Origin of the sequence: Streptomyces sp. ISL-36 (assembly GCF_018614205.1) — a bacterium.
GTDB lineage: Bacteria > Actinomycetota > Actinomycetes > Streptomycetales > Streptomycetaceae > Streptomyces.
The window spans coordinates 37,472-54,775 of sequence record NZ_JAGGOS010000001.1 but is presented as its reverse complement, the minus strand read 5'-3'; the positions used below and the strand labels follow the sequence as shown (position 1 = coordinate 54,775).

Sequence of the window (17,304 nt, the reverse complement as noted above, 5' to 3'; positions counted from 1 at the left end):
CGTCGCCAGCGCGTCCGCCCCAGCACCCCCGTACGACTCCGGCACGTGCACCGCCTGCAGATCCGCCGCCACCAGCGCCTCCAGCGCCTCCTGGGGGAACCGCGCCTCCTCGTCGACCGCCGCCGCGAACGGCACGATCTTCGCCTCCGCCAGCGCACGGACCGTCTCCCGGAGCATCTCGTGCTCCTCCGACGGGCGATACAGGTCGAAATCAGCAGAACCCGCCACGCTCATTCACTCCCACGCATGCTAACTACCGTTAAGTAACTGAAATGGTAGGGCGTGACCAGGCACCGGGCCAGGCCCCGACTATGCTCGGGCAGGCATTCCGCCCGACCTCCTGGAGACCGCATGGCCCTCAAGATCACCGTGATCGGCACCGGCTACCTCGGCGCCACGCACGCAGCGGCCATGGCGGAGCTCGGCTTCGAAGTCCTCGGCCTCGACGTCGTCCCCGAGAAGATCGAGATGCTGGCCGCCGGCCGGGTGCCGATGTACGAGCCCGGGCTCGAGGAGCTGCTCGCCCGGCACGTCGCCGGCATCGAGGGATCCACCGGGCGGCTGCGCTTCACCACCTCCTGGGAAGAGGTCGGCGACTTCGGCGACGTCCACTTCGTCTGTGTGAACACCCCGCAGAAGCACGGCGACTACGCCTGCGACATGCGCTACGTCGACGCGGCCTTCGCCTCGCTCGCGGGCGTGGTGCGGTCGGGCTCGCTGGTCGTCGGCAAGTCGACCGTGCCGGTCGGCTCGGCCGAGCGCCTGGCGGAGCTGCTGCCGGAGGGCGTCGAGCTCGCCTGGAACCCGGAGTTCCTCCGGGAGGGCTTCGCCGTGCAGGACACCCTGCGCCCGGACCGCCTCGTGGCCGGCGTGCGCAGCGAGCGCGCGGAGAAGGTGCTGCGCGAGATCTACGCCGGGCCGATCCAGGCGGGCTCGCCGTTCGTGGTCACGGACTTCCCGACGGCGGAGCTGGTGAAGACCGCGGCGAACTCCTTCCTCGCGACGAAGATCTCCTTCATCAACGCGATGGCGGAGGTCTGCGAGGCCGCCGGCGGTGACGTCGCCAAGCTGGCGGAGGCGATCGGCTACGACGAGCGGATCGGTTCCAAGTTCCTGCGGGCCGGGATCGGCTTCGGCGGCGGCTGCCTGCCCAAGGACATCCGCGCCTTCATGGCGCGGGCGGGCGAGCTGGGCGCGGACCAGGCGCTGACCTTCCTGCGGGAGATCGACTCCATCAACATGCGGCGGCGCGGCCAGATGGTCGACATGGCGCGCGACGCCCTCGGGGGCGGCTCGTTCCTGGGCAAGCGGGTGGCGGTGCTCGGCGCCACCTTCAAGCCGGACTCGGACGACGTACGGGACTCGCCCGCGCTGAACGTGGCCGGACAGATCCATCTCCAGGGCGGTCAGGTCACGGTCTACGACCCGAAGGGCATGGAGAACGCCCGCCGGCTCTTCCCGACGCTGGAGTACGCGGAGTCGGCGCTGGAGGCCGTGCGGGGCGCGGACGTGGTGCTGCACCTGACGGAGTGGCGCGAGTTCCGGGACGCCCTGGACCCGGCGGAGCTGGGCGAGGTCGTGACCTCGCGGGTGATCCTGGACGGCCGCAACGCGCTGGACGCGACGCTGTGGCGCGAGGCGGGGTGGATGTACCGCGCGATGGGCCGTCCGCGCATGTGAGGAAGGGCCGGGACATGCCGGTGCCCCGCCGCCCCCGGACAGGGGGCGACGGGGCACCGGCGTGTCAGGGCACCGGCGTGTAGGCAAACGCCGCGCCAGGCGACCGGCGCGTCAGGGCACCCGGCACGTCAGGGCACCGGCGTGTAGGCACCCGCCGCGTCAGGCGACCGGCACGTCAGGGCGACCGCCGCGTCAGCGCACCGGCGCGTCAGGGCACACGCCGGTGCAGGGCACCCGCCGCGTCAGCGACCGGCACGTCAGGGTGACCGGCGCAGCCGTGCGGCCCGGGAGAGGAACTCGGCCTCGCGCAGTGCGCGGGTGGCGTTGACGTGGGCGAGGCCGGCCAGGTCGTCGGCGTCCCAGCCGCGGCGCAGCAGCTCGGCGAAGAGCGGCGCGTAGCCGGCCGTCGGGTCCGCCGCACCGGAGAGGCCGACGCAGAGCGGGCCCGCCAGGGCGTGGACGCGGTCCAGTGCGTCGGCCGCGACGGCGGGATCGTCGGCCACCGGGACCATGCAGACGGCGCCGTTCCGGCCGAGCAGGCGCAGGGCGTCGTCCGGCAGGGTCTCGGGATCGGCACGGGTCAGCACGGCTGGGGCCTTGCTGACGGCGAGCGTCTGGCAGACGGTGTCGAGGTCGGCGCCGGAGAGGTCCACGAGGACACCGAGGCGGTTCATCTCCCGTACGGCCTCGCGGGCGAAGCGGTCGAACCGGGTGAGGTTCACCGCCCGGACACCGAGCACCTGGTACGACCGGAGGATGGCCAGCGAGCCGCCCAGCGCGCCCCAGCTCACCGGGCCGAGCAGAGCGGCGACCCGGCCGCAGTTGCGGGCGTCGGCCATCTCCGCCGTGGAGTGCGCCAGGCGCAGCTCCTCGGGGCAGGCGGCGACGACGGCGCGGATCGCGTCGATGCGGCGCAGGGTCCCGACGACCCCGTCCTCGGCGTCGCCGTGCAGGGACCAGAACTGCGCCCCCGCCTCCGCCGTACGGACGGGCGGGAGATCCTCCGGGGCCAGTTCGTCGGCGTCGAGCTCCTCCGACAGGGCGGCCCGCCCCTCGACGACGGGGTGCGCGGCGAGCAGCGCACGGGCGCCTTCCCACTCGTCGGGAGCCGGGGGAGGCGCAGGGGCGTCCCGCTCACCGGCGGCGGAGCAGGTCGCAGAGAGGGCAGGGGGATCGTCGAGCAGATCTGCCATGGTGGCGACTCCGAACTCGGTGCGGCAGTACCACCTCGCCGAGTTCGGTGAGGCAGTACCGTCCACCGTGCCACCGGCATCGTCCGGGTTCGCGGTGGACTGGTCCGTTCGGGCCCCCGGAACACTCGACGGGCCTCGTCGCACGCGCGACGAACCGCGCGCGACGAACCTCACGGCATGCGTCACGGGGCACGCGCGACGGGACGCGTGCCGGGACGTGCGACGGCCCCGCCGAAGCGGGGCCGGCGCCACGCTCCGTCAGGAGGACGGTCCGTCGAGGGACTCGATCGTCGCGTTCGAGGGCCCCTTCGTCGCCCGCAGGTCGCGGGAGACCGCCTCGGCGTCCCGCAGTGCCCTGACCGCGTTGGACCAGGTCAGCCGGGCGAGGTCGGCGCGGGACCAGCCTCGGGTGAGCAGCTCCGCGATCAGGTTCGGATAGCCGGCGACATCGTCGAGGCCGTCCGGCGTGAACGCCGTACCGTCGTAGTCGCCGCCGATGCCGATGTGGTCGATGCCGGCGACCTCACGCATGTGGTCGAGGTGGTCGGCGACCGTCGCGGCGGTGGCGATCGGGCGCGGGTTCTCCGCCTCGAAGGCGCGGTGGATCTTCATCGCCCGCGGGGTGGTGTCGAGGTGGTGCAGCCCGTGCGCCCGCATGTTCTCGTCCGCGCGGGCCGTCCACTCCACGGCTTCGGGAAGGATGAACTTCGGTACGAAGGTGGCCATCGCGACGCCCCCGTTGGCGGGGAGCGCGGCGAGCACGTCGTCGGGGATGTTCCTCGGGTGGTCGCAGACCGCCAGCGCGGAGGAGTGCGAGAAGATCACCGGCGCGACGGAGGTGGCGAGCGCGTCCCGCATCGTCGTCGCGGCGACGTGCGAGAGGTCGACGAGCATGCCGATCCGGTTCATCTCCCGGACGACCTCGTGGCCGAAGGGCGAGAGCCCGCTGACACCCGGCTCGTCGGTCGCCGAGTCCGCCCACGCCGTGTTGTCGTTGTGCGTGAGCGTCATGTAGCGCACGCCGAGGGTGTGCAGCGCGCGCAGGGTGGCGAGGGAGTTGTTGACGGAGTGGCCGCCCTCGGCGCCCTTCAGGGAGGCGATCCGGCCCTGCCGCCGGGCCGACTCCATGTCGTCGGCGGTCAGGGCGGGCGCGAGCTCCCCCGCGTACCGGACGAGGAGCTGGTCGACGATGTCGATCTGCTCCAGGGTCGCGCTGACCGCCTCGTCCCCGGTCAGGTGGCAGGGGACGTACACCGACCAGAACTGGGCGCCGACGCCGCCCGCCCGCAGCCGGGCCAGGTCGGTGTGGAGCGCGCCGGTCTGGTCGGCCGCGATGTCGAGGCGGTCCAGGTCGTAGCGGACATGCTCGCGCAGCGCCCACGGAAGGTCGTTGTGACCGTCGACGACGGGCGCGGACCTGAGCAGTTCGCGCGCCTCCGCGAGGCGGTCAGCGGCGGTCACCGGGCGAATCCGAAGGACTCCGAGCCCTCGACCTTGGTCCGCAGCCGCTTGCCCTTCTCGCTCGCCTGGTCGTTCAGCTCCTGCTGGAAGTCGCGCATCCGGCCGAGCAGTTCGGGGTCGTGGGCGGCGAGGATCCGGGCGGCGAGCAGGCCCGCGTTGCGCGCGCCGCCGACGGACACCGTCGCCACCGGCACACCGGCCGGCATCTGCACGATGGACAGGAGCGAGTCCATGCCGTCGAGGTACTTCAGCGGGACCGGCACGCCGATCACCGGGAGCGGGGTGACCGAGGCGAGCATGCCCGGCAGGTGGGCGGCGCCGCCCGCGCCCGCGATGATCGCCTTCAGGCCGCGCTCGGCGGCCTCCTCGCCGTACGCGATCATCTCGCGCGGCATGCGGTGCGCGGAGACGACGTCGACCTCGTACGCGATCTCGAACTCGTCCAGGGCCTGTGCCGCGGCCTCCATGACGGGCCAGTCGGAGTCGGATCCCATGACGATGCCGACGAGGGGGCTCGCGTCGTGGCTGGTGCTCATTCGGTGATCGTTCCTCGCAGATAGCCGGCGGCGTGGCGCGCGCGCTCCAGCACGTCGTCCAGGTCGTCGCCGTAGGTGTTGACGTGCCCCACCTTGCGGCCGGGCTTCACATCCTTGCCGTACATATGGATCTTCAGCTGAGGGTCGCGGGCCATGCAATGCAGGTACGCGTAGTACATGTCCGGGTAGTCCCCGCCCAGCACATTGCACATGACCGTCCACGTCGCGCGCGGGCGCGGATCGCCGAGCGGCAGGTCGAGGACGGCCCGGACGTGGTTGGCGAACTGCGAGGTGATCGCGCCGTCCTGGGTCCAGTGGCCGGAGTTGTGGGGGCGCATGGCGAGCTCGTTGACGAGGATCCGCCCGTCGGTGGTCTCGAAGAGCTCGACGGCCAGATGGCCGACGACGTCGAGCTCCTTGGCGATCCGCAGCGCCAGCTCCTGCGCCTGGCCCGCCAGCTCGTCCGAGAGGTCCGGCGCCGGTGCGATGACCGTGTCGCAGACCCCGTCGACCTGCCGGGACTCGACGACCGGGTAGGCGACGGCCTGGCCGTGCGGGGAGCGGACGATGTTCGCGGCGAGCTCGCGCGCGAAGTCGACCTTCTCCTCCGCGAGGACCGGCACACCGGCCTGGAACGGGTCGCGGGCGTCCTCCTCGGTCCGGACGAACCAGACGCCCTTGCCGTCGTAGCCGCCGCGCACGGTCTTGAGGATGATCGGGAAGCCGCCCACCTCGGCGGCGAAGGCGGCCGCGTCCGCCGGATCGGCGACGATCCGGTGGCGTGGGCTCGGCGCCCCGATCTCGTCGAGTCTGGCGCGCATCACCCCCTTGTCCTGGGCGTGCACCAGCGCGTCGGGCCCCGGACGGATGGGGATGCCGTCCGCCTCCAAGGCCCTCAGGTGTTCGGTCGGGACGTGTTCGTGATCGAAGGTGATCACGTCACATCCGCGCGCGAAGTCACGCAGCGTAGCCAGGTCGCGATAGTCGCCGATGACGACCTCGCTCACCACCTGCGCCGCCGAATCCTGCGGGCTGTCACTGAGCAGCTTGAACTTGATGCCGAGGGGGATGCCCGCCTCGTGGGTCATACGGGCGAGCTGACCGCCACCGACCATGCCGACTACCGGGAACGTCACCCTCTTAGGGTATCCGCACGACGCGGCGACCTTCGGCCGCCTGTGCTTTGCCACAGTCGACCCCTCCCCTGTCCCGCTGGTTTACGACGTCCCCAGGCGGCTGCCGGACGGGCTGGTTAGCATGGCTTGGTTGACATCGTCCGAATGGCAGGGGCTGCAATCACCATGAGTAAACGAAGCGTGCTGCGCGTGCGGCTCGACCAGCTCGCACGCGAGTTCGCCAAGTTCGGCGCGGTGGGTGGTGTCGGGCTCTTGGTGGACCTCGGAGTGTTCAATCTCGTGCGCCACTTCACGGAAGTGCCGGTGGTGCGGGCGAGCATCATCGCCACGGTCGTGGCGATCGTCTTCAACTACCTCGGCTTCCGGTACTTCACATACCGGGACCGCGACAAGAGCAGCCGTACGAAGGAGCTGAGCCTCTTCCTGCTCTTCAGCGTCGCCGGGCTGGTGATCCAGAACGGGATCCTGTACGCGGCGACGTACGGGTTCGGCTGGGACACCCCGCTGCAGAGCAACTTCTTCAAGTTCTTCGGCATCGGCGTCGCGACGCTGTTCCGTTTCTGGTCGTACCGGACCTGGGTGTTCCGTACGCTGCCGGCCAAGGAAGCCGTGCAGACCGCCGAATCGTTCCTGGAGCAGACGCCTCGCCAGGCGTCCAGGAAGCAGCCGGACCGGGTCTGACCCTCCCCCGCTCCCCCTCCCCGCCTCACCTTCAGCGCCCGGCCGCCCCTAGCGGACCGGGCGTTCCTGGTCCCTGCGGCTTCTGACCTCGCGGCCCAGGAAGAGCGCGAACACCGGGGGCTGCTGCTGCAGCAGCTCCAGCCGGCCGCCGTCCGCCTCCGCCAGGTCGCGGGCCACGGCGAGGCCGATGCCCGTGGAGTTGCGGCCGCTGATGGTCCGCTCGAAAATACGCGCGCCGAGATCGGCCGGGACGCCCGGGCCCTCGTCGGTGACCTCGATCACGGCCTGGTTGCCGGTGACCCGGGTACGCAGGGCGACGGTGCCGCCACCGTGCATGAGCGAGTTCTCGATCAGCGCGGCCAGGACCTGGGCGACGGCGCCCGGGGTGCCGACCGCGCGCATGCCCTGCTTGCCGGAGTGGACGATGGCCCGGCCCGCGCTGCGGTAGGCGGGGCGCCACTCCTCGATCTGCTGCTTGACGACCTCGTCGAGGTCGAAGGCGATGGCGGAGCCCGTGCGCGGGTCGCGGGCGTTGGTGAGCAGCCGCTCGACGACGTCGGTGAGCCGCTCGACCTGCGTCAGCGCGATCGTCGCCTCCTCCCTGACCGTGTCGAGGTCGCCCGCGACCGCCACCTCCTCCAGGCGCATGGAGAGGGCCGTCAGCGGCGTACGGAGCTGGTGGGAGGCGTCCGCGGCCAGCCGGCGCTCGGCGGTGAGCATCCGGGCGATCCGCTCGGCCGAGGCGTCCAGGACGTCCGCGACCCGGTCGAGCTCCGGCACCCCGTACCGCTTGTGGCGCGGGCGGGGGTCGCCCGAGCCGAGGCGCTCGGCGGTCTCGGCGAGGTCCGTCAGCGGGGACGCCAGCCGGTTCGCCTGCCGTACGGCGAGCAGGACGGCGGCCACGACGGCCAGCAGCGCCACGGCCCCGATGATCAGGAGCGTGCGGCCGACCTCGGCCGTGATCGTGGAGCGGGACTCCTCGACGGTCACCGTCTCGCCGCGCTCGCCCTGCGCGGTGGAGCGGATGACGCTGCCCTCGGGCCGGACGCCGATCTCGATGGGCTCGCGGCCGGGGATCTCGATCAGGGCGTACCGCTTGGCGCCGCTCTGCTCGGAGAGGATGTCCGGGTTGACGGGCTCCCCGCCGATGAGCCGGCTGTCGACGATGGAGACCAGGCGCAGGGCCTCGGAGTCCACGCTCTCCTGGGCGCTGCTGGAGATGGTCCGCGTCTCGACGATGACGAGGGAGACCCCGAACACCGAGATGACGACGAGCACCACGGCGAGCGTGGAGTTGATCAGACGGCGACGCACGGGGGCCCTCCGGGCGGGCGGGGTGACACGACGGACGCGTCGAGCCTACGGGGCCCCGCCGCTCGTCAGCTCTTCTCGAAGCGGAAGCCGACGCCCCGGACCGTGGCGATGTAGCGCGGGTTGGCGGCGTCGTCGCCGAGCTTCTTCCTGAGCCAGGAGATGTGCATGTCGAGGGTCTTGGTCGACGACCACCAGGTGGTGTCCCAGACCTCGCGCATCAGCTGGTCCCGGGTGACGACCCGGCCCGCGTCGCGGACGAGGACCCGCAGCAGGTCGAACTCCTTCGCCGTGAGCTGGAGCTCCTCGTCGCCCATCCAGGCGCGGTGGGACTCGACGTCGATGCGGACCCCGTGCGTCGCGGGCGGGGCGGCCGGCTCGGTGGCGCCGCGCCGCAGCAGGGCCCGGACCCGGGCGAGCAGCTCGGCGAGGCGGAAGGGCTTGGTGACGTAGTCGTCGGCGCCGGCGTCGAGCCCGACCACGGTGTCGACCTCGTCGGCGCGGGCGGTCAGGACCAGGATCGGAACCGTGTGCCCCTCGGAGCGCAGCCGCCGGGCGACCTCCAGGCCGTCCATGCCGGGCAGGCCCAGGTCGAGGACGACGAGGTCGACCCCGCCCTGGAGTCCGGCGTCGAGGGCGGTGGGTCCGTCCTCGCGCACCTCGACCTCGTACCCCTCCCGCCGCAGGGCGCGGGCCAGCGGTTCCGAGATGGATGCGTCGTCCTCGGCGAGCAGTACACGGGTCATGGGGTGATGGTAGTCCGCACGGGGGACGGCCCGGGGCAAGATCCACAGGGTGCCCGTCTACCCTGGGGATCAAGGCGGCCAACCTGCACATGACCTTCGATTGACGGTCAGTGGTTCCATCGTCACCTGTGATCCATCTCTCAAGTCCTTCCATATCCGCCACTGTCGTGTCGTATGGTGGCGAGACGTCTGTAGCGGTAAACGGGGACCTTTGGCACGCTTCGTGCGCCAAAGGTCTCTTCTCTGCGCGAGGTCGGCTCCGCCAACCTTGAGGACGGTGAACGACCTGTGGGCCGGGTCCCGTGGCATGAAGGTGCGCGCGGGGCGTGGATCCCGGCGAGGTGCAAACACTTCCGTCGGTGCCGGCCTCCCCCACCGGGCGCACCACGCTCACAAAGCGCGCGTCCCGACAGAGCAAGGATCGACATGGCGTCCAGCCTGACGAAGGCTTCGTCCGGAACCCCCGGTTCCGAGAAGACGTTCTTCGGCCACCCCCGCGGCCTGGCCACTCTCTTCATGACCGAGATGTGGGAGCGCTTCTCCTACTACGGCATGCGCGCCCTTCTCGTGTACTACATCGTGTCGGGCGGCGTCGACGCCGCCAAGGGCAGCCAGGGCGGCGGCCTGGCGATGGACGCGGCGATGGCCACGGCCATCTACTCGGTGTACGTCTCCATGGTCTACCTGATGGCCATGCCCGGTGGCTGGTTCGGCGACCGCGTCTGGGGCGCCCGCAAGACCGTCGCCATCGCCGGCTTCGTGATCATGGGTGGTCACGTCGCGCTGGCCCTCCCCGGCCAGGCGATGTTCTTCGTCGGACTGGCGCTGGTCGCGGTGGGCTCCGGTCTGCTGAAGGCCAACATCTCCACGATGGTGGGCCACCTCTACGACGGTCCCGAGGACCCGCGCCGTGACGGCGGCTTCACCCTCTTCTACATCGGCATCAACCTCGGTGCCTTCGTCGCTCCGTTCGTGATCGGCACGGTCGGCAAGGAAGTCAACTGGCACCTCGGCTTCGCCCTGGCCGCCGTCGGCATGGGTCTCGGCCTGGTCCAGTTCCTCTTCGGCACGAGGCACCTGAGCCCGAAGAGCAGCCTGGTCCCGAACCCGCTCTCCTCCGAGGAGCGCCGTGGCATCCTGACGAAGGTCGCCCTGGTGACCGCCCTGATCGCCGTCTTCTACGGCGCCGTGGTCGCCCTCGGCATGTACACCCTGAACTGGGCGCTGGTCCCGCTCACCCTCGCCGGTCTGATCATCCCGATCGCCGTCCTGGTCCGCATCAAGCGGGACAAGGACCTCAGCGCGGGCGAGCAGTCCAAGATGAACGGCTACATCTGGTTCTTCGTCGCCGCGGCGATCTTCTGGATGATCTACGACCAGGGTGGCTCGACCCTGTCGCTCTTCGCGGACGACAAGACCGCGGGCAGCGTGTTCGGCTTCGGCTTCTCCGCCACCTGGTACCAGTCGCTCAACCCGCTCTACGTGATGGCGCTGGCCCCGGTCTTCGCCTGGCTGTGGCTGTGGCTGGCCCGTAAGAACCAGGAGCCGAGCACCATCGTGAAGTTCGCGATGGGTCTGGTCCTCGTCGGTGCGTCCTTCTTCGTCTTCATCGTCCCGATGAACATGGCGGGCGACGGCACGCTGGTCTCCCCGATGTGGCTCGTCACGATCTACATGATCCAGACCATCGGTGAGCTGTGCCTCTCTCCGGTCGGCCTCTCCGTCACGACGAAGATGGCGCCGCAGAAGTACGCCTCCCAGATGATGGGTGTCTGGTTCCTCGCCGTCACCGCGGGCGACTGCACCACCGGTCTGCTCTCGCTGGCCGGTGTGGACCTCAACGGCACGGGCATCATCGCGATGCAGGCCACCCTCGCGGTGGCCGCCGGATTCGCGATCTACATGTACCGCAAGAAGGTCCAGACGCTGATGGGCAACGTCCACTGACGTCCCCGTTCGCACGGAGGGCCGCCGCACCGGGTTTCGGTGCGGCGGCCCTCCGCCGTTTCGGCACTGGGGAGTGTCCGGAGACCTTCCGGACACGACCTGGGTCAGCGCCGCAGCCGCGCCCACGGGGTGAAGGTGAACACCGCGCCGCCGAGGAGGATCACCGTGCCGGCCACCAGGGCGAGCGCGCGCAGGGCGCCCTCGTCCTCCGCGCCGGTCTCGGCGAGCCCGCCGCCTGAGCCGCCGGAGCCGGAGCCGGAGCCGGAGGCCGTGCCGCCGCCGCCCGAGGCGCCGCCGGCCTGCTTGGTCGTGTCGAGTTCCAGGGACGCCTGGACGCTGCCCTTGACCTCGCAGGGGATGACGATCGGCGAGCCGCCCAGCGAGACGTTGATGGTCAGCTTCCCGGGGCTGAGCGTGGCTTTGCCGCTGGCCCCGGGCTTGTAGGTGCCGGTCATGTCGGTCAGGTCGACCGGCTTGCCCGCCTCCAGGGGCGCGGGGTTGGGCGGTCCGGTGACCGTGACCGTACCGCTGTCGGCGCCGCCGATCTTCACGGCCATCGAGGGCTTGAGGGCCCCCTTGGGGAGGGCGGCCGGGCTGTCCATGACACCTTTGGCGGTCTTGACGGTGAGGGCGTAACTTCCGCCGCTCTTCTTTGCGTTGATGGTCACCTTGGACGTGATGTTCGCCGGGCCGGGGGCCTGGCAGGAGAACTGGACCGCGACCTCCTTGCCGGCGAAGTCGGTCTGCCCTCCGCCGCCACCGGAGGAGCCGCCGGAAGTGGTGCCACCGGACGTGGAGCCGCCGGCCGTGGAACCGCCCGAGGTGGTGCCGCCCGAGGTGGTGCCGCCGGACGTACTCGTACCGCCACCCGACGTGCTCGTACCGCCGCCCGACGTGGTGCCGCCCCCGCCGTCCGTCACCTTGATCGTCGCGCCGACCGCCACCGTCTCCTTCGGCGAGCACTTCGTGTCCGTCGACATCGGCTTGGAGACGTTGATGTTGTACTTGTCCGGCGTCAGCGTGATCTCGCCCGCCTTCTCCAGCTTCAGCCTGCCCTTCATGTCCGACAACACCATCGGGCTGTTCTTCGGGATCGGCGGGTTCTGCCGCGGCCCCTCCATGGCCAGCGTCCCGCTCGCCGCGCCACCCACCTTGATGACACCGGTCGGCTTCACCGTGTCCTTCTCCAGGTCGATGACGTCGGGGTTCTTGGAGGCGGCCTCGACCGTCTTCCACACCACCTCGACCTCGTCGCCGACCTTCGCCTCCGCCGGCGCCGTGATCTGCACCTTGGTCGTGCCCTGCACCGGCGGCAGACCGGAGATGGACGGCGGGATGCACTCCGTCCTGAACGAGACCTCGGCGGCCTGGGCGGGGCTGGCGGCCAGCAGGATCCCCGCGCCGCCGAGCATCAGCGCGACTCCCGCCGCGCTCATCCTCCGTTGCGTGCTCACGAATGTCCCTTCGTCGTCGGGCTGTTCTCTGACGGTGCGGAGTCCGGGGTGAACCACGGCAGGACCGTGGTGGTGGGGCCGTCCCGGTCCGGGGCGGCTCCGGGGGCGTGTGCGGCGGTACGGCGCCGGCGGTGGCCCGTACCGGCGCCGGTGGCGCCCGGCCTGACCCGGTCCACCACCGCCATACCGATCCGGAAGAGCGCCGCCGGGACGACCACGGCGAGCAGCAGCCAGAACAGCGTCACACCCCAGGGCCGGCCGACCCCCCACGGCTGGTCGACCAGGACTTTGCCGGCGTACTTCACCGACACCTCGTAGTCGCCGTGCGCGCCCGCGGACAGCTCGACGGGGAGCCTGATCAGGGCCTTCCTGCCGGGCTCGATGGTGCCGCGCCACTGGCGTTCCTCGTACTGCGGCGCGAAGACGCCGTGGCTGGTGCCGACCTGGAAGACCGGGTCCCTGACGGGGGTCTGGCCGAGGTTGCCGACGGTGAAGACGACCTCGCGCCGGGCGGGGGCGCCGAACCAGACCAGAACGCCGCTGGACCCGTCGAGGCGTACGGAGGCGAGCACGGCGAGCCGGCCCTCGCCGGACGCCTCGGGCAGCGGGGCGGTCGGGTGGCCGGCGACTGTGAACTCCACGTCGACGACGTCCTGTTGGCCGGTGAACCCGGCCACGTGCACCACGCACGGGCAGGGCTTGGGCGGCTCGGCGACCGGCATCTTCTGGCTGAAGCCGCCCGTGGCGTCCACGGTGGCGGCCCGGCCCTCGGTGTTGGCGCAGGAGTTGGTGCCGCCGATGACGCCCTTGCCGGGGGCGGACTGACCACAGATCAGCAGCATGAGCAGTGCCCCCGGTTTCCACCCGGCCCCGCTCACGGTGATCTCACCGCCCTTGCCACCCTCCTGCTGCGACAGGGCCACGGTGGGCCCGGGTGCGCGTGCGGGTGCGGGTGTGGCGGCGGCCGGGGCGGCGGGGAGGAGGGCGAGAACGAGCGCGGCGAGGGCGACGACGAGGCCGAGGGGGGCGAGGGCGGGGCGCACGGCCGTACCGTCCCCGCGCGGACTCGGGTACCGGACACCGGAAGCCGGCCGCCCGCCGGCCGACGTGACCGTCACGCTCATCGCTTCGCTCCTGCCGTCGCCTCGGTCATCTGGCGCTCCCCCGACCGTTCCGCGGACCTCGACTCCGCCTCCGGGTCCGGGTCCGGGTCCGGCTCCGGGTCCGGGTCCCGGTCGCGGTCCGACCTCGGCTCCGGGTCCATGCCCGGGCCCGGGCCCACGTCCGAACCCGGCTCCGGGCCGGGCCGCGCCCTTCGGCGGATCCTGTACGTCACCACCGCCGCCGCCGCGAGGAGCACACCGGCCACGGCGACCGGCGGGCCCAGGGGCAGGAACAGCCGCTCGGCCCGGGCCGTCGCGGGAGCGGCGCCCGGGGCCGTGGCCCGCAGGTGGACCGTCACCGAGTCGAGGGCGGGCGGGTCGGACCACGGTTCGCTGCGGGTGATCCGTTCGCCGGGCCGGAGGGTGAGCGGCAGGGCGCGGGCAGGGCGGTCGAGGACGGTCCCGAAGGCGCCTTCGGCGCGGACGGACAGACGCGGGGCGAGGAGCGTGTTGCCCCGGTTGACCAGGGTGTAGTGCAGGGTGCCCGAGCCGTCGAGCCGTACCTTCTCGACGGTGAGCGCCGCCAGGCTCGGCCCGCTCACCCGCAGGTGCACCGCCACCCGCACCTCCCGCCCGGCCGCCTCGGCGCGCACGGCGCCCCGGTGTTCGCCGGGCGCGGTGTCGGCCGTCACGGTCAGGGCGAACGGCACGTCGGCCCGGGTCCGCGCCGGTACCGTCACCGTCCTCGCGGCGAAGGCGAGCGGAGTGCCGCCCTGCCCGCTCAGCCGGACCGTGAGCGGTTTCGCGCCCGGGTTGGTCAGGGAGAGGGTGTCCTCCAGGACGCTGCCGGCCGGGCCCTCGAGGTAGACGTACGGCCGGCCCGCGGCGGGGGTCGCCGTCCACGCCGGCGAGGGCGCCGCCGCCGCCGTTCCGGACAGGCCCATGAGGGCGGCGGCCGCGATCCCCGCCCACGCCCCCCGCATCAGCGCGCCGTGCGCCGCGTGAGCCAGAGCACCCCGGCCGCGCCGGTCAGCAGCACCGTGCCGCCGAGGGTGCCGAGCGCCGTCGCGGAGTCGAGCGGGCCGGTCCTGGGCAGTTCGCCGCCGCTCGCGGGCGGGGTGTCCCCGGAGCCGCCCCCCGAGTCACCGGAGCCGCCGGAGCCGCCCGCGGCCGTGACCTCCAGCTCCAGCGAGGGCTTGGGGCTGTTCGTCGGCTTGCAGACGGCGGCGTCCATCCCCAGGGCGTGGACGGTGAGCACCCCGGCCGTGAAGGTGACCTTGCCGCTCTTCTTCGGGGTGTACGTGCCGGTCAACCGGCCGATCTTGATGGGGGTGTCGGGCGGGATCGCCGCCGTGTTCGGCGTTCCCTTGACCTTCACCGTGCCGTCGTCCGCGCCGCCGAGGACGAGCTCGGCGCGTGGGGTCATGACGCCCTTGGGCAGTTCGACGGGGCTGTCGGAGACGCCCTTCTCGAAGGACATGGTGATCGTGTAGGCGTTTCCGCTCCTGACGGCCTTGATGTCGACGGGCGAGACGGCGCTCTTGGGCCCGATCTTCGTCTCGCAGGCGTAGTTCACGTCGACGACGGCGGCCTGTGCGGCGGGGGCGGAGGCCAGCACCGCCGAGCCCGCCGCCGCCGCTACCGCCGCCGCTGCCAGCGCGAGAGCTGTTCTCCTCCGGTACGGCACCTCAAGCACCCCTCACCGCAAAGTTACTGACGGCTTATCAGATTGGGCGTCAAGGTACGCCTGGGGCGTTGAGGAGGGAAGACACAAGGACGGCCGAATACGTGCTCCGTCGACGAGGACCGCCGACGGCCGCACAGGTGCCGCCCCGTCGCATACCAGGGGGCAGCGGGTTCCGACCGTACGAGGGACGAGGGCCGATTCGGGCGGAGGCGGCGGAAGAACCTACGCGGGTGCGGCCAGTTCCGCCCAGACCGTCTTGCCGGGCGCACCGGGCCTGCGCTCGATACCCCAGTCCAGGCAGAGCCGCTGCACGATGAACATGCCGTGGCCGCCGGGCCGTCCGGAGCGGTGCGGGGTGCGGGGTGCGGGCTGCCCCGCGCCGCGGTCGGCGACCTCCAGGCGCAGCACCTTGGCCCGGCGCAGGACGCGCAGCAGCTCGGGGCCCTCGGCGTGCAGGCACGCGTTGGTGACCAGCTCCGAGACGACGAGCAGGACATCCTCCGCGGCGGCCCTGGCGTCGGCGGTGGAGGCCGGCAGCCAGCCCCAGTCGTAGAGCGCCGATCTGGTGAAGTCACGGGCGAGCGGAACGGTGCCACTGGTGGCACCGAGCGCGAGCGTCCGTACGTCGACATCGGCCCCGGTGGCGGCATCGGCGGCTGCGCCCGCGACGGGGTGCACCGACCCCTCGGCCTCCCTGCCACCGGCAGCAGCAGTGTCCATCAGCGCTTTCACCTCACCGATTCAACCGATACACCCGACACAACGGACCAAACCGGGGCTCTCCTGCCCGGCCTTTTCGAGCCAACACCTTCACTCGGTCGGGGAGCCGTCGGAGAGCGCCGCCTCGAGCGAGTCGTGCACGGTGAAGACGACGTCCGCACCGGTGATCTCGAAGACCCTCGCCACCACCGGACGCATTCCGGCGAGATGGACCCCTCCTCCCGCGGCGTCGGCCTTCAGCCGGGCGCCGAGCAGGACGTTCAGCCCCGTGGAGTCACAGAATTCGAGGCGTGAGCAGTCGACCACGAGCCGTGAGCGGCCCGCGTCGAGCGCGTCGTCGAGTGGCGCACTCAACACCTCCGCGGTGTGGTGATCGAGCTCACCCACCGGAGTGAGGATCTCGCTCGTCCCCACGGTCCGGACCTCGACGCGCAGCCGTCCCGACTGCGTGCTGCCGATGCTCTGGCGGTCCATGGCCGTGCCTCTTCTCGCTCTCGCGGATGCCGGTTGACGTCGTCGCACCCTACAAGTTCGACACTCCTTCGCGCACCCGAACACCGCTACAGACCCTCGCAAACAGGACAAATGACACTTGCAACGAGCCAGGTCGAGCGGGTAGGCCTAGTAGGGAACATCCGACACGGCCGGCTTTGGAGGCGCCGCAAACCGCAGCAGGAAGAAACGATGGAGGAGACCATGTCACCCCGGCTCGACGCTCCGCGTACCCACGACGCGCCGTCGACAGCAACTCCGCCCCCCACCCTCGGCCTGCCCGAAGGCCTTCCCGAGGACCTCACCGAAGGCCTCACGGACATCGGGCCCTTCGACCGCGCCGACCCCCTCGACGCGCGGGCGCTCTCGAAGACCCTGTTCGCCCGGCTCGACGCCCTCGAAGAGGGCACCCACGAGTACGCGTACGTCCGCAACACCCTGGTCGAGCTCAACCTCGCCCTGGTCAAGTTCGCCGCCTCCCGGTTCCGTACCCGAAGCGAACCGATGGAGGACATCGTCCAGGTCGGCACCATCGGCCTCATCAAGGCCATCGACCGCTTCGAGCTCTCCCGGGGCGTCGAGTTCCCCACCTTCGCGATGCCGACGATCGTCGGCGAGATCAAGCGCTTCTTCCGCGACACCTCGTGGTCCGTGCGCGTGCCGCGAAGGCTCCAGGAGCTCCGCCTCGACCTCGCCAAGGCCGGCGACGAACTGGCCCAGCGACTCGACCGCGCGCCGACCGCCGGTGAGCTCGCCGAGGAGCTCGGCCTGAGCCGCGAAGAGGTCGTCGAGGGCATGGCCGCCAGCAACGCGTACACCGCGAGCTCGCTGGACGCCCAGGCCGAGGAGGACGACAGCGAGGGCGCGCTCGCCGACCGGATCGGCTACGAGGACCACGGCCTGGAGGGCATCGAGTACGTCGAGTCCCTCAAGCCGATGATCGCCTCGCTGCCGTCCCGCGAGCGGCGGATCCTCTCCCTCCGCTTCGTCGCCGGCCTGACCCAGTCGGAGATCGGCGAGGAACTGGGCATCTCCCAGATGCACGTCTCCCGGCTGCTCTCCCGCACGCTGGGCAGGCTGCGCAAGGGGCTGACGCTGGAGGAGTGAGCTCCGCCACCCCCAAGCGCCTTGCGGAAAGGGCCCGTTCCTCCACGGAC

General features: G+C 71.6%; 17 protein-coding genes. 4 read left to right on the top strand and 13 right to left on the bottom strand.

Annotation, left to right across the window (positions count from 1 at the left end):
• On the bottom strand, window positions 1-228 hold a 228-nt coding region (locus J7E93_RS00260; protein ID WP_215064911.1), incomplete at its 3' end, for an acyl-CoA dehydrogenase family protein.
• A 123-nt stretch (window positions 229-351) separates the two neighbouring features.
• On the opposite strand from J7E93_RS00260, the gene J7E93_RS00255 reads away from it, so the two are divergent.
• Window positions 352-1,680, top strand: a complete 1,329-nt coding sequence (locus J7E93_RS00255; protein WP_215064909.1) for a UDP-glucose/GDP-mannose dehydrogenase family protein — start codon at window positions 352-354, stop codon at window positions 1,678-1,680.
• 257 nt (window positions 1,681-1,937) lie between these two features.
• Here J7E93_RS00255 and J7E93_RS00250 read toward each other — a convergent pair whose 3' ends face one another.
• The 4 genes from J7E93_RS00250 to J7E93_RS00235 form a co-directional block, all read right to left on the bottom strand.
• A complete protein-coding gene (locus tag J7E93_RS00250; RefSeq protein ID WP_215064907.1) occupies window positions 1,938-2,873 on the bottom strand; it encodes a membrane dipeptidase in 936 nt (311 codons plus the stop codon).
• A 258-nt stretch (window positions 2,874-3,131) separates the two neighbouring features.
• Window positions 3,132-4,334, bottom strand: coding sequence for a dipeptidase (locus J7E93_RS00245; RefSeq protein WP_215064905.1), 1,203 nt, complete (start codon window positions 4,332-4,334; stop codon window positions 3,132-3,134).
• Window positions 4,331-4,870 carry a 5-(carboxyamino)imidazole ribonucleotide mutase gene (purE, locus tag J7E93_RS00240; protein ID WP_215064903.1) on the bottom strand — a complete coding sequence of 180 codons (540 nt, stop codon included), beginning with the start codon at window positions 4,868-4,870 and terminating at the stop codon, window positions 4,331-4,333. Before purE ends, J7E93_RS00245 begins: the two co-directional genes overlap by 4 nt.
• Window positions 4,867-6,006: a 5-(carboxyamino)imidazole ribonucleotide synthase gene (locus J7E93_RS00235; RefSeq protein ID WP_215064901.1), complete on the bottom strand. Its 1,140-nt coding sequence runs from the start codon at window positions 6,004-6,006 to the stop codon at window positions 4,867-4,869. Before J7E93_RS00235 ends, purE begins: the two co-directional genes overlap by 4 nt.
• Window positions 6,007-6,171: 165 nt before the next feature.
• Between J7E93_RS00235 and J7E93_RS00230 the strand changes: the two genes are divergently transcribed.
• Window positions 6,172-6,687: a GtrA family protein gene (locus tag J7E93_RS00230; protein WP_215064899.1), complete on the top strand. Its 516-nt coding sequence runs from the start codon at window positions 6,172-6,174 to the stop codon at window positions 6,685-6,687.
• A 48-nt stretch (window positions 6,688-6,735) separates the two neighbouring features.
• On the opposite strand, the gene J7E93_RS00225 is transcribed toward J7E93_RS00230, so the two are convergent.
• A complete protein-coding gene (locus J7E93_RS00225) occupies window positions 6,736-8,001 on the bottom strand; it encodes an ATP-binding protein (RefSeq protein WP_215064897.1) in 1,266 nt (421 codons plus the stop codon).
• A gap of 65 nt (window positions 8,002-8,066) precedes the next feature.
• Complete coding sequence (locus J7E93_RS00220; protein ID WP_215064895.1) at window positions 8,067-8,744, bottom strand: response regulator transcription factor; 678 nt, start codon at window positions 8,742-8,744, stop codon at window positions 8,067-8,069.
• Window positions 8,745-9,170: 426 nt separating this feature from the next.
• On the opposite strand from J7E93_RS00220, the gene J7E93_RS00215 reads away from it, so the two are divergent.
• Window positions 9,171-10,691, top strand: a complete 1,521-nt coding sequence (locus tag J7E93_RS00215) for a peptide MFS transporter (RefSeq protein ID WP_215064892.1) — start codon at window positions 9,171-9,173, stop codon at window positions 10,689-10,691.
• A 104-nt stretch (window positions 10,692-10,795) separates the two neighbouring features.
• Here J7E93_RS00215 and J7E93_RS00210 read toward each other — a convergent pair whose 3' ends face one another.
• The 6 genes from J7E93_RS00210 to J7E93_RS00185 all read right to left on the bottom strand — a co-directional run bounded on the left by J7E93_RS00210 (window position 10,796) and on the right by J7E93_RS00185 (window position 16,129).
• Window positions 10,796-12,127 carry a hypothetical protein gene (locus J7E93_RS00210; RefSeq protein ID WP_215064891.1) on the bottom strand — a complete coding sequence of 444 codons (1,332 nt, stop codon included), beginning with the start codon at window positions 12,125-12,127 and terminating at the stop codon, window positions 10,796-10,798.
• A 14-nt stretch (window positions 12,128-12,141) separates the two neighbouring features.
• Window positions 12,142-13,269, bottom strand: a complete 1,128-nt coding sequence (locus J7E93_RS00205) for a hypothetical protein (RefSeq protein ID WP_251065808.1) — start codon at window positions 13,267-13,269, stop codon at window positions 12,142-12,144.
• Window positions 13,266-14,231: a hypothetical protein gene (locus J7E93_RS00200; RefSeq protein ID WP_251065807.1), complete on the bottom strand. Its 966-nt coding sequence runs from the start codon at window positions 14,229-14,231 to the stop codon at window positions 13,266-13,268. Before J7E93_RS00200 ends, J7E93_RS00205 begins: the two co-directional genes overlap by 4 nt.
• Window positions 14,231-14,935 carry a peptidase gene (locus J7E93_RS00195; protein ID WP_215064890.1) on the bottom strand — a complete coding sequence of 235 codons (705 nt, stop codon included), beginning with the start codon at window positions 14,933-14,935 and terminating at the stop codon, window positions 14,231-14,233. The genes J7E93_RS00200 and J7E93_RS00195 overlap by 1 nt, the downstream gene beginning before the upstream one ends.
• 222 nt (window positions 14,936-15,157) lie before the next feature.
• The gene (locus tag J7E93_RS00190) at window positions 15,158-15,655 is read right to left on the bottom strand and encodes an ATP-binding protein (RefSeq protein WP_251065806.1); all 498 of its coding nucleotides are present in this window, start codon (window positions 15,653-15,655) and stop codon (window positions 15,158-15,160) included.
• A 90-nt stretch (window positions 15,656-15,745) separates the two neighbouring features.
• Complete coding sequence (locus tag J7E93_RS00185; RefSeq protein ID WP_215064889.1) at window positions 15,746-16,129, bottom strand: STAS domain-containing protein; 384 nt, start codon at window positions 16,127-16,129, stop codon at window positions 15,746-15,748.
• 210 nt (window positions 16,130-16,339) lie between these two features.
• Between J7E93_RS00185 and J7E93_RS00180 the strand changes: the two genes are divergently transcribed.
• Window positions 16,340-17,254: an RNA polymerase sigma factor SigF gene (locus J7E93_RS00180; protein WP_215064888.1), complete on the top strand. Its 915-nt coding sequence runs from the start codon at window positions 16,340-16,342 to the stop codon at window positions 17,252-17,254.
• Window positions 17,255-17,304 lie beyond the last annotated feature (50 nt).

Coding starts and splice junctions, on each gene's coding strand:
- J7E93_RS00255 (WP_215064909.1), top strand. CDS start 352: ATGGCCCTCAAGATCACCGTGATCGGCACCGGCTACCTCGGCGCCACG.
- J7E93_RS00250 (WP_215064907.1), bottom strand. CDS start 2,873: ATGGCAGATCTGCTCGACGATCCCCCTGCCCTCTCTGCGACCTGCTCC.
- purE (WP_215064903.1), bottom strand. CDS start 4,870: ATGAGCACCAGCCACGACGCGAGCCCCCTCGTCGGCATCGTCATGGGA.
- J7E93_RS00230 (WP_215064899.1), top strand. CDS start 6,172: ATGAGTAAACGAAGCGTGCTGCGCGTGCGGCTCGACCAGCTCGCACGC.
- J7E93_RS00220 (WP_215064895.1), bottom strand. CDS start 8,744: ATGACCCGTGTACTGCTCGCCGAGGACGACGCATCCATCTCGGAACCG.
- J7E93_RS00215 (WP_215064892.1), top strand. CDS start 9,171: ATGGCGTCCAGCCTGACGAAGGCTTCGTCCGGAACCCCCGGTTCCGAG.
- J7E93_RS00210 (WP_215064891.1), bottom strand. CDS start 12,127: ATGAGCGCGGCGGGAGTCGCGCTGATGCTCGGCGGCGCGGGGATCCTG.
- J7E93_RS00205 (WP_251065808.1), bottom strand. CDS start 13,269: ATGAGCGTGACGGTCACGTCGGCCGGCGGGCGGCCGGCTTCCGGTGTC.
- J7E93_RS00200 (WP_251065807.1), bottom strand. CDS start 14,231: ATGCGGGGGGCGTGGGCGGGGATCGCGGCCGCCGCCCTCATGGGCCTG.
- J7E93_RS00190 (WP_251065806.1), bottom strand. CDS start 15,655: ATGGACACTGCTGCTGCCGGTGGCAGGGAGGCCGAGGGGTCGGTGCAC.
- J7E93_RS00185 (WP_215064889.1), bottom strand. CDS start 16,129: ATGGACCGCCAGAGCATCGGCAGCACGCAGTCGGGACGGCTGCGCGTC.
- J7E93_RS00180 (WP_215064888.1), top strand. CDS start 16,340: ATGGAGGAGACCATGTCACCCCGGCTCGACGCTCCGCGTACCCACGAC.